Below are 12,139 nucleotides of genomic sequence, written 5' to 3'. Positions count from 1 at the left end.
ACAATTAAAGAGGATATATAGAATTTTAAAAGAATATATAAATTATCACACATAATAAATAACGAGGTGTTTTATGACAGATATTATAAGAGAGTACTATAATAAAAATAGTAAGAATGAATGGCTTAGATTAAATGATCCATATAATAGATTAGAATTATTTAGTACTATGTACATGATAAAAGAGTATTTTCCTCAGGAAGGAAAAATATTAGATATAGGCTCAGGACCAGGAAGATATTCAATAGAGCTATTAAAAAGAGGATATGAAGTTAGTTTAATGGATTTGTCAGAAAAATCTATAGATATGGCAAAAAATAATATAGAAAGTATGGGATTAAAAGCAAAGGATTATATTTGTGGAGATGCTTTATATTTAGACTTTATAAAAGATAATACCTTTGATGGAATACTTCTTATGGGTCCTATGTATCATGTTAAGTCAAGAGAAGATAGAATTAGAATATTAGAAAATTGTATGAGAATATTAAAACCAGGTGGGATTATATTAATAGCTTATATAAATTCTTTAGGGGTATTAAAGGTAGGTCTTTCAGACTTCCCACAAGAGTATAAAGATATAAATAAGATATATGACTTATTTGATGAAAAAGGATTTAGTCAGGAAGAATCTTTTACTGAAACATATTTTACTGTTCCAGAAAAGGCTATTTCTGAGGTTAATGAGGTAGGTTTTAATATATTAAGTAGAGCAGGGGCTGAAAGCTTTTTAAGTGGACAAGCTTTTTATATGACTAAATATTATTTAGAAGACAAGGAAATATACTTTAATTTATTAAAGGTTGCAACTGAAAAATGTGAAGATGAAAGATTTAGAGACTCAACAGAACATCTTATAATAGTTGCTAAAAAATAATAGTATTTTAAAGGTTAAATAGTTTATTTATATAAATAGTAACTATGAGAATTAATTTGAATCTATGGTTTAAAAGCTCTAGTAGCTATAAAATATAAAAACTAAAAGGGAAAAGAGAGTAAATTACATTAAAAAAACAACAATAATAATATAGTTGTTTTTAGAGGAAAAGAGAGGAGTAATTTTTATGTTAACAATTTTTGCAGTTTCAGATTCCATAGGAGAAACAGCACAGCAGGTGGCTATGGCTGCTGCTAGTCAATTTAAGGATAATGCTGAAGTTAAAAGAATTCCTTATGTTAAAAGCTTAGAAGATGTAGAGGATTTAATGAAAACCATTGAGGATTGTGAAGCATGTATGATTGTATCTACCATAATAACTGTTAATGTTAGAGAGTATCTAACACAAAAATGTATTGAGAAAAATATAAATATAATAAATGTATTAGGTCCAATAATAAATGTAGCTTCAACAATATTAAATAAATATCCAGATTATAATCCAGGTGCTATGTGGAATACTGATGAAACTTATTATAAGAGGATAGAAGCTATGGAATTTGCTATGCAGTATGATGATAGCAAAGACTATAGAGGATTAAAAAATGCTGATGTAGTTCTTGTTGGATTATCTAGAACATCTAAAACTCCACTATGTATGTATCTTGCTAACAAGGGAATAAAGGCAATAAATATTCCACTAGTTCCAGAGGTAGGTGTACCAGAAGAATTATATGAAATTGATAAAAAGAAAATATTTGGACTTACAATAAATCCACTTCAACTTATAGAAATAAGAAAAAGAAGATTAGATAAGTTTCATAGAATATCAGCAGATATAGAGTATGCTTCTGATTCAAGAATATTAGAGGAGTTTGAATTTGCAGATAAGATACTTAGAAAAATAGGATGCAGAACCATAGATGTAACTCAAAGAGCTATAGAAGATACTGCTTTAATAATAATGGAAAAGTTAGGTATGAAATAATTTTTTATAAACATAATTATTTTAAAACACAAAATTTAATATGGATAAATATAAAGCTACTAGTATTTTTTACTTAGTAGCTTATATTTTTATTATTTTAAATAAGTGATTAAATTAATGTTACATAAATAAAAAATAGTATTTTTAAATTTATTAGTATATTAGTTTGCATTATGTTTTGGAATTATTTTGAATATATTATATTAGAATGTAAATAAGAACTAAATATACTAATCCAGGTGTATCAATATAAGAATTAATAAGAAAATAGATGAAAATAAAAGAATTATAATTATAATTTAGAATTTTTAATGTTAATAAATAGTGAATAGAATTAATATCATGGTAAGATAAATCTCGTCGCTGAGAGACACACAAACAACTTAACAAAATAAATTAAAAGTTTTGAAAAAAAGTTGTTGACAAAGTTTCGAAGTGATGATAAACTAAGGAAGTCGCTTGAGAGCGACAACGAAATGGTCTTTGAAAATTAAACAGAAGATATTAACATAAACCAGCAATTCTTTTATAAGTAATATGAGTATAGATTAAACTTTTAAATTGAGAGTTTGATCCTGGCTCAGGATGAACGCTGGCGGCGTGCTTAACACATGCAAGTCGAGCGATGAAGTTTCCTTCGGGAAACGGATTAGCGGCGGACGGGTGAGTAACACGTGGGTAACCTGCCTCATAGAGTGGAATAGCCTTCCGAAAGGAAGATTAATACCGCATAATGTTGAAAGATGGCATCATCATTCAACCAAAGGAGCAATCCGCTATGAGATGGACCCGCGGCGCATTAGCTAGTTGGTGGGGTAACGGCCTACCAAGGCGACGATGCGTAGCCGACCTGAGAGGGTGATCGGCCACATTGGGACTGAGACACGGCCCAGACTCCTACGGGAGGCAGCAGTGGGGAATATTGCACAATGGGGGAAACCCTGATGCAGCAACGCCGCGTGAGTGATGAAGGTTTTCGGATCGTAAAGCTCTGTCTTTGGGGAAGATAATGACGGTACCCAAGGAGGAAGCCACGGCTAACTACGTGCCAGCAGCCGCGGTAATACGTAGGTGGCGAGCGTTATCCGGATTTACTGGGCGTAAAGGGAGCGTAGGCGGATGATTAAGTGGGATGTGAAATACCCGGGCTCAACTTGGGTGCTGCATTCCAAACTGGTTATCTAGAGTGCAGGAGAGGAGAGTGGAATTCCTAGTGTAGCGGTGAAATGCGTAGAGATTAGGAAGAACACCAGTGGCGAAGGCGACTCTCTGGACTGTAACTGACGCTGAGGCTCGAAAGCGTGGGGAGCAAACAGGATTAGATACCCTGGTAGTCCACGCCGTAAACGATGAATACTAGGTGTGGGGGTTTCAACACCTCCGTGCCGCCGCTAACGCATTAAGTATTCCGCCTGGGGAGTACGGTCGCAAGATTAAAACTCAAAGGAATTGACGGGGACCCGCACAAGTAGCGGAGCATGTGGTTTAATTCGAAGCAACGCGAAGAACCTTACCTACACTTGACATCCCTTGCATTACTCTTAATCGAGGAAATCCCTTCGGGGACAAGGTGACAGGTGGTGCATGGTTGTCGTCAGCTCGTGTCGTGAGATGTTGGGTTAAGTCCCGCAACGAGCGCAACCCTTGTCGTTAGTTACTACCATTAAGTTGAGGACTCTAGCGAGACTGCCTGGGTTAACCAGGAGGAAGGTGGGGATGACGTCAAATCATCATGCCCCTTATGTGTAGGGCTACACACGTGCTACAATGGCTGGTACAGAGAGATGCAATACCGCGAGGTGGAGCCAAACTTAAAAACCAGTCTCAGTTCGGATTGTAGGCTGAAACTCGCCTACATGAAGCTGGAGTTACTAGTAATCGCGAATCAGAATGTCGCGGTGAATACGTTCCCGGGTCTTGTACACACCGCCCGTCACACCATGAGAGTTGGCAATACCCGAAGTCCGTGAGCTAACCGCAAGGAGGCAGCGGCCGAAGGTAGGGTCAGCGATTGGGGTGAAGTCGTAACAAGGTAGCCGTAGGAGAACCTGCGGCTGGATCACCTCCTTTCTAAGGAATACATCTTAGGACAACTAAGATGATAATGAATTCTGGATAATATCTCTGTTTAATTTTGAGAGACTATCTCTCAAAATTGTTCTTTGAAAATTGCACATAATTTAATTTATAGAAACAACAAGCCAAATTGGCAAAACCAATTTCTATTCTTTGTAAAATGAGAACTATAACTAATATAGGTCAAGCTACAAAGGGCGCATGGTGAATGCCTTGGCATCAGGAGCCGATGAAGGACGTGATAAGCTGCGATAAGCTTCGGGTAGGCGCACATAGCCTGAGATCCGAAGATCTCCGAATGAGGAAACTCACATGGGAAACCCCATGTATCATTAAGTGAATACATAGCTTAATGAAGGTAACCCAGGGAACTGAAACATCTAAGTACCTGGAGGAAGAGAAAGAAAAATCGATTTTCTTAGTAGCGGCGAGCGAAAGGGAAAGAGCCCAAACCGGAAACTTGTTTCCGGGGTTGTGGACATAACATAAAAGTGGAGGCTATTGTAACTGAAGAGAACTGGAAAGTTCCACCGTAGAAGGTAATAGTCCTGTAAGTGAAACGAGAAGACCACGAGTTATGATCCAGAGTACCACGAGACACGTGAAACCTTGTGGGAAGCAGGGAGGACCACCTCCCAAGGCTAAATACTACCTGATGACCGATAGTGAAGCAGTACCGTGAGGGAAAGGTGAAAAGAACCCCGGGAGGGGAGTGAAATAGAACCTGAAACCGTGTGCCTACAACCGCTCAGAGCCCCTTATGAGGGTGATGAGGTGCTTTTTGTAGAACGAGCCAACGAGTTACGGTATGTAGCAAGGTTAAGTACTTAAGGTACGGAGCCGAAGGGAAACCGAGTCTGAATAGGGCGACTAGTTGCATGCCGTAGACCCGAAACCGGGTGACCTATCCATGGCCAGGTTGAAGCGAGGGTAAAACCTCGTGGAGGACCGAACCACGTTGCTGTTGAAAAAGCATGGGATGAGCTGTGGATAGCGGAGAAATTCCAATCGAACCCGGAGATAGCTGGTTCTCTCCGAAATAGCTTTAGGGCTAGCGTCGAGTATGAGTAGTGGAGGTAGAGCACTGAATGGGCTAGGGGGCATAGCGCTTACCGAACCTTATCAAACTCCGAATGCCACATACTTTGAGCTCGGCAGTCAGACTACGAATGATAAGATCCGTGGTCAAAAGGGAAACAGCCCAGATCGTCAGCTAAGGTCCCAAAGTGTAAGTTAAGTGGGAAAGGATGTGAGATTTCTAAGACAACTAGGATGTTGGCTTAGAAGCAGCCATTCATTAAAAGAGTGCGTAATAGCTCACTAGTCGAGAGATCTTGCGCCGAAAATGTAACGGGGCTAAACTTACCACCGAAGCTACGGGCTTGAACTTATGTTCAAGCGGTAGGAGAGCGTCGTAACCGGGCTGAAGTCGTACCGTAAGGAGCGGTGGACTGGTTACGAGTGAGAATGTTGGCATCAGTAGCGAGATGTGGGTGAGAATCCCACAGGCCGAAAACCTAAGGTTTCCTCAGGAAGGTTCGTCCGCTGAGGGTTAGTCGGGACCTAAGCCGAGGCCGAAAGGCGTAGGTGATGGACAACTGGTTGATATTCCAGTACCACTACCATCGTTATTATCGATGGCGTGACGCAGGAGGATAGTGTGTGCTAGCTATTGGATGCTAGTCTAAGCGTTTAGGTAGTGAGAGTAGGCAAATCCGCTCTCATAATGCTGAGGCGTGATGGGGAAGGTTCCACGGAACCGAAGTACATGATTCCACGCTGCCAAGAAAAGCGTCTAGAGAGAGAAGTAGTGCCCGTACCGCAAACCGACACAGGTAGGTGAGGAGAGAATCCTAAGGCCGGCGGAAGAATTACAGTTAAGGAACTCGGCAAATTGACCCCGTAAGTTCGCGAGAAGGGGTGCCTACGAGAGTAGGCCGCAGAGAATAGGCCCAAGCAACTGTTTAGCAAAAACACAGGTCTCTGCTAAAGCGTAAGCTGATGTATAGGGGCTGACGCCTGCCCGGTGCTGGAAGGTTAAGGGGAACACTTAGCGCAAGCGAAGGTGTGAACTTAAGCCCCAGTAAACGGCGGCCGTAACTATAACGGTCCTAAGGTAGCGAAATTCCTTGTCAGGTAAGTTCTGACCCGCACGAATGGCGTAATGACTTGGGCACTGTCTCAACTGTAAATCCGGCGAAGTTGTAGTGCGAGTGAAGATGCTCGCTACCCGCGATTGGACGGAAAGACCCCGTAGAGCTTTACTGTAGCTTAGCATTGAGTTTTGGTATTGTCTGTACAGGATAGGTGGGAGACTAGGAAACCAGGGCGTCAGCCTTGGTGGAGTCAACCTTGGGATACCACCCTGACAGTACTGAAATTCTAACTGGCGGCCATGAATCTGGTCACAGGACATTGTTAGGTGGGCAGTTTGACTGGGGCGGTCGCCTCCTAAAAAGTAACGGAGGCGCCCAAAGGTTCCCTCAGAACGGTCGGAAATCGTTCGAAGAGTGCAAAGGCAGAAGGGAGCCTGACTGCGACACCCACAAGTGGAGCAGGGACGAAAGTCGGGCTTAGTGATCCGGTGGTACCTCGTGGGAGGGCCATCGCTCAACGGATAAAAGCTACCTCGGGGATAACAGGCTGATCTCCCCCAAGAGTCCACATCGACGGGGAGGTTTGGCACCTCGATGTCGGCTCGTCGCATCCTGGGGCTGAAGTAGGTCCCAAGGGTTGGGCTGTTCGCCCATTAAAGCGGCACGCGAGCTGGGTTCAGAACGTCGTGAGACAGTTCGGTCCCTATCCGTCGCGGGCGTAGGAAATTTGAGAGGAGCTGTCCTTAGTACGAGAGGACCGGGATGGACTGACCTCTGGTGTACCAGTTGTTCCGCCAGGAGCACAGCTGGGTAGCTAAGTCGGGAATGGATAAACGCTGAAAGCATCTAAGCGTGAAGCCAACCTCAAGATGAGATTTCCCATAGCGTAAGCTAGTAAGATCCCTTGAAGAACACAAGGTTGATAGGTCGGGGGTGTAAGCATGGTAACATGTTCAGCTGACCGATACTAATAGATCGAGGGCTTGACCAAATATAGTAAATTAAATATGTGCAATTTTGAAAGAACAAAAACTTTCAAAAATATGTTGACAAATTATTAGAGATTTGATAACATATACATGTCATCTGGTGATGATGCTCTTTAGGGTAACACCCGTTTTCCATTCCGAACACGAAGGTTAAGCCTATTGAGGCCGATGGTACTGCACGGGAGACTGTGTGGGAGAGTAGGTGGTTGCCAGGTAATATGGATCTTTAGCTCAGTTGGTTAGAGCAACCGGCTCATAACCGGTAGGTCCGGGGTTCGAGTCCCTGAAGGTCCACCATTTTTGGGGGTATAGCTCAGTTGGGAGAGCACCTGCCTTGCACGCAGGGGGTCAGGAGTTCGAATCTCCTTACCTCCACCATTAAAGCTATGAACAAAGTTCATAGCTTTTTTATTTTGTAAATAAGAGTATATTTCTATCTAAGATATTGATAATAGTATATTTAGGATCAATACAATTACTATTTATAATTAAATTTCATAGTGCTTATTTAGCAAAACCTTAAGATATTGTTGTAATTTTAGAGTCATTTTTAAAAGATGACTCTAATTTTTCATATTCATTATAATATTATAGAGGTTAAAAAGATCATAATATATGGAAAAAATAAAAAGCTTAATACAATTAAGCATATATTTGAACAATAATTAAGTAAATATATGTAAACTGAGTTTAAAGTATTTTTACAAAAAATAATGCATAAATACTTATATTTTATAGAAAATAATCATGTTTTTATTTATAATTATTTATGAAAGTTAAATTTTGATTATTGTTATAAGTTTTATATTAAGAGAATCTAAGGGCTAGTAATAAGTTCAAAATAAAGTAATAAGATAATATTCTATAAGTAGCATTTTATTTATATATACTTTAAATTATACTTATTAAAATAATTTTTAAACTTTAGCGATTTAAAGTTATATAGTTATTTTTATTAGAGTTTCTTTAAATAATTAAAGTTCTATTTATGTTAATTTACATAGAACTTATATTACAATGAGCAAAGTAAGGGATTTAAAAATTTTAATTGGGGTTATATATACTATATAAAATTATTGAAATAGTACAAACTAATTTTTATATAGTGAAAATTAATGTTTTGGATTTATTCGCTTTTAGGAGGATTAAAAATGGGAAAACCTAAATTAAAAAAGGAAATAGGATTGTTTACTGCTACAGCTTTAGTAGTTGGTAACATGATGGGATCTGGGATATTTATGCTTCCAGCCAGTTTAGCTAGTGTATCTGGTCCTGGTTCAACTATAATGGCATGGTTATTAACGGGATTAGGTTCTTTGGTTTTGGCATTAACGTTTGCTAACTTAGGTTCAAAGATTCCAAAGACAGGAGGAACTTATGAATACTCTAGACTAGCTTACGGAAACTTTATGGGATTCATGACTGCATGGCTTTATTGGAATGGATCTTGGATTGGAAATGCTACTATTTTTATAGTTATTACTACTTATTTAGGTGAAGTTATAACAAGTTTAACTAATTCACCAATAATAGGTTTCTTATTCTGTTCGTCTATCTTATGGATTTGTACATATATAAATATAAGAGGAACAAAGTTAGCAGGTAGAGTAGCTTCAGTAATAACTGTTTTTAAAGTTTTATTATTTATATTCTTCATAGTTGTTGGATTAATTTACTTTGATCCGTCAAACCTAACACCAATGTTTCCAGAAGGAAAGGGTGTTTCAACTATTCCTGTAGCAGCATCTTTAACTTTATGGGCATTTATGGGCTTAGAAACTGCATCTGTAGCAGGAGGAGAAATAAAAGATCCTGAAAAAAATGTTAAGAGAAGTACTATATTAGGTATGTTAATTAGTACTGTTTTATATATATTAATAAGTGTCGTAGCTATGGGAGCTATGAGTCAAAGTGAATTAGCTTCAAGTACTGCTCCTATTTCTGATATAATAGTTAAAGTTTTAAATTTAAAGAGTTTAAACTTCTTAAATATAGCTATAGCTATTAGTATTTTAGGAACAGCTATGGGATGGCTATTATCAACTGCTAGAGTAGGATATGCTGCTGGAGAGGATGGAATTTTCCCTAGTGTATTTGCTAAGGTACATCCTAAGTATAATACGCCACATGTAGCCTTAATAATAGGTAGTATATTTATAAATATTATATTCCTAATGAACTTTACTAAGGGTTTAGCAGGGGCATATAGCTTTATAGTTGTATTAGCTACTTTAAGTTACTTACCAATATATGCGATTTCAACTATTGCAGAAATAATACTTATGGTTAAAGAGGATAAAAAACCTACATTTAAAAAACATTTAGGTTTAATAATAAGATGTTTAATAGGTTTTGCTTTTGCAATTTGGGCAATATATGCTTCAGGAGCTGAAATAGTAATGTATGGATTTATTTTAATATTACTAGGAGTTCCGATTTATGGATATATGAGCATAAAAAAACACTTCCGATAAATTGAATTTTGATATTTAACAAATTTGTTATGTAATATTAGTTAATTTATTATATAATAAATATAAGTTTTGAAATTGGGGTTATATTATTTATGGTACAGAAATTTGCGTGGGGAGTGTATTGAGATGGCAAAAGTAGAAGCTTTAGAAGATGAATTAGTTGAATTAAAACTTAAAAAAAGAAATTTCATTTTAGCCAATAAAGATACAAAAGAGATTGATAATCTTATAAAAAATTTAGAAGAAGAAATTATGAGAATTAAATCAAATAATTGATATTCAGTAGCTATGAAAGAGAAATTACTCTTTCATAGCTTTTTTGTTTAATAAAAAAGAAAGTATTCCCAAAGAAACTTTTAAAGTGAGAGTAGTCAAATATGCCATCATAAGGCTTGAGAGGGATTGGGCAGGAAAAATATTATTTTTATTATATAAAATTTATTTAATGATATGAAATTTTTAAATATTGTTTTGGTAAAAAAATACATTTAATATATTAATGGGTTTATTTTTTATAAGATTATTTTAGAATAATTTAATTAAATAATTAGATTTGAATTTGTATAAATAATATTTTTATTTATATCTTAAGAAGGGCAAGGAGATTTGTGATGACTTTAGTAGAGGTAAAAGATGATAAATTAGAGATAAAACCTGTTGGGGTGAGAAAAGAAAAATATAAAACACAATTAAAAAATAAAATTTTTAATGAAGATGATTTATATTTATTTCATGAAGGGCGAAATTATAATGCTTATAATTTTATGGGAGCTCATTTTACTAGTGAAAATAGAAAACGAGGGGTAAGATTTACCCTTTGGGCTCCAAGGGCAAAGAATATTTTTTTAGTTGGAGATTTTTCAAACTGGGAGACAAAAGAAGAAAATAAACTTGAGAGAATAAATGAAACAGGGCTTTGGAGCATTTTTATACCTAGATTAAAAGAGGGAATTAAGTATAAATATTATATTGAGCAGGAAGATGGAAAAGCAGTATTAAAGGCTGATCCTTATGGAATTTATTCAGAGGTTAGACCTAATACTGCTTCTATTTTATGCGAAAAAACTAAAATAAGATGGTCAGATAAAAAGTGGTTAAATAAAAGAGAAGAAACTAATTATTTTGAAAGTCCTATTAATATATATGAATTACACTTAGGCTCATGGAAAAGAAAAGATGAGGATGAGTTTTTATCCTATGATGAGTTAAGTGTGGTTTTACCTAAGTATGTTAAGGAAATGGGATATACTCATGTTGAATTTATGCCATTAAATGAGCATCCATTAGATGCCTCTTGGGGGTATCAAGTTACAGGATATTATTCAATAACAAGTAGATATGGAGATATTAAAGGATTAAAAAGGCTAATAAATGCTCTTCATAAGGAGGATATAGGAGTTATTTTAGATTGGGTACCAGGTCATTTTTGCAAGGATGAACAAGGATTATATATGTTTGATGGTACACCAACTTATGAATATGAGGAAAAGTGGAAAGCTGATAATAAGGGTTGGGGAACTTTTAATTTTGATTTGGGAAAGCCAGAAGTAAAAAGCTTCTTAATTTCTAATGCTTTTTACTTTATAAATGAATTTCATATAGATGGATTAAGGGTTGATGCTGTTTCTAATATGCTTTACTTAAATTATGGAAGAAATCATGGAGAATGGTTTCCTAATATATATGGAGGAAATGAAAATTTAGAAGCTATTCAATTTATAAAAGAGCTTAATGAGGCTATAAAAACTTATAGCAAAGGGGTAATTACAATTGCAGAAGAATCAACATCTTGGCCTAATGTAACTAATGATACTGAATATGGTGGCTTAGGATTTGATTTTAAATGGAATATGGGCTGGATGAATGACACTTTAGAATATAATGAGTTAGATCCTATATATAGAAAGTATCATCATAATAAATTAACTTTCCCTATGATGTACAATCATTCAGAAAAGTTTATATTACCTATATCTCATGATGAAGTTGTTCATGGGAAAAAATCTCTTATAGATAAAATGCAGGGAGATTATTGGAATAAGTTTGCTAATTTAAGAGCATATATGGCATATATGTATGGTCATCCAGGGAAAAAACTTATGTTTATGGGATGTGAATTTGGGCAATTCATAGAATGGAGAGAATATGAAGAGCTTGAGTGGAAGTTAATTGATAAGTTTGATATGCATAGAAAAACTCATAATTTCTTTAAGGATTTAAATAACTTTTATAAAAATAATTCTGAGCTTTGGGAATTAGATTATGATCAAGAGGGATTTCAATGGATTGATGCTGATAATAATGAACAAAGCATATATATTTTTATAAGAAAAAGTAAAAATATAGAAAAGTATAAAATATTTGTATGCAATTTTACTCCAATGGTTTATTATGATTTTAATATAGGAGTTCCTGAAAAGGGAGTTTATAGAGAAATTTTCAATACAGATAAGAAAGAATATGGTGGCTCTGGACAAGTTATTAAAGAAAATTTATTCTCAAGAAAAGGTTGGTGCCATAATCAGCCATATACTTTAACCATAAAGGTTCCGCCAATGGCAGTTTCTGTTTTTGAAAGAATAATTGAAGAAAATAAAACAGAAGAAAAGATAGTAAAAGAAGATAAATATATTTAATAA

Annotated in this window: 5 protein-coding genes, 2 tRNA genes and 3 rRNA genes; all 10 read left to right on the top strand. The window is 36.2% G+C overall.

Annotated features, from left to right (window positions below):
- Positions 1–73: 73 nt before the first annotated feature.
- The 10 genes from I6G60_RS01245 to glgB all read left to right on the top strand — a co-directional run bounded on the left by I6G60_RS01245 (position 74) and on the right by glgB (position 12,136).
- The gene (locus tag I6G60_RS01245) at positions 74–877 is read left to right on the top strand and encodes a class I SAM-dependent methyltransferase (protein ID WP_004456377.1); all 804 of its coding nucleotides are present in this window, start codon (positions 74–76) and stop codon (positions 875–877) included.
- A gap of 187 nt (positions 878–1,064) precedes the next feature.
- Entirely contained in the window at positions 1,065–1,865 is an 801-nt protein-coding gene (locus I6G60_RS01240) for a pyruvate, water dikinase regulatory protein (protein WP_003482191.1), read from the top strand.
- Between the two features lie 557 nt (positions 1,866–2,422).
- Positions 2,423–3,935 (top strand): 16S ribosomal RNA (locus tag I6G60_RS01235).
- Positions 3,936–4,122: 187 nt separating this feature from the next.
- A 23S ribosomal RNA gene (locus I6G60_RS01230) occupies positions 4,123–7,028 on the top strand.
- Positions 7,029–7,122: 94 nt separating this feature from the next.
- Positions 7,123–7,241 (top strand): 5S ribosomal RNA (gene rrf, locus I6G60_RS01225).
- Together the 16S, 23S and 5S rRNA genes with 2 tRNA genes alongside form the textbook arrangement of a ribosomal RNA operon.
- Before the next feature lie 5 nt (positions 7,242–7,246).
- Positions 7,247–7,323 (top strand) — tRNA-Ile (locus I6G60_RS01220).
- A gap of 5 nt (positions 7,324–7,328) precedes the next feature.
- A tRNA-Ala gene (locus I6G60_RS01215) sits at positions 7,329–7,404 on the top strand.
- Between the two features lie 773 nt (positions 7,405–8,177).
- Positions 8,178–9,500 (top strand): APC family permease, encoded by a 1,323-nt coding sequence (locus I6G60_RS01210; protein WP_003460236.1) that lies wholly within the window; start codon positions 8,178–8,180, stop codon positions 9,498–9,500.
- Between the two features lie 126 nt (positions 9,501–9,626).
- Positions 9,627–9,776 (top strand): hypothetical protein, encoded by a 150-nt coding sequence (locus I6G60_RS01205; RefSeq protein ID WP_003475955.1) that lies wholly within the window; start codon positions 9,627–9,629, stop codon positions 9,774–9,776.
- A 335-nt stretch (positions 9,777–10,111) separates the two neighbouring features.
- On the top strand, positions 10,112–12,136 hold the full coding sequence (gene glgB / locus I6G60_RS01200) for a 1,4-alpha-glucan branching protein GlgB (RefSeq protein ID WP_197925550.1): 2,025 nt from the start codon (positions 10,112–10,114) through the stop codon (positions 12,134–12,136).
- The last annotated feature ends 3 nt before the right edge of the window (positions 12,137–12,139 follow it).

It is taken from the genome of Clostridium perfringens (genome assembly GCF_016027375.1).
In the GTDB taxonomy this organism is placed as follows: domain Bacteria; phylum Bacillota; class Clostridia; order Clostridiales; family Clostridiaceae; genus Sarcina; species Sarcina perfringens.
The sequence above is the reverse complement of the archived record's forward strand: the minus strand, read 5'-3'. Positions and strand labels throughout refer to the sequence as shown.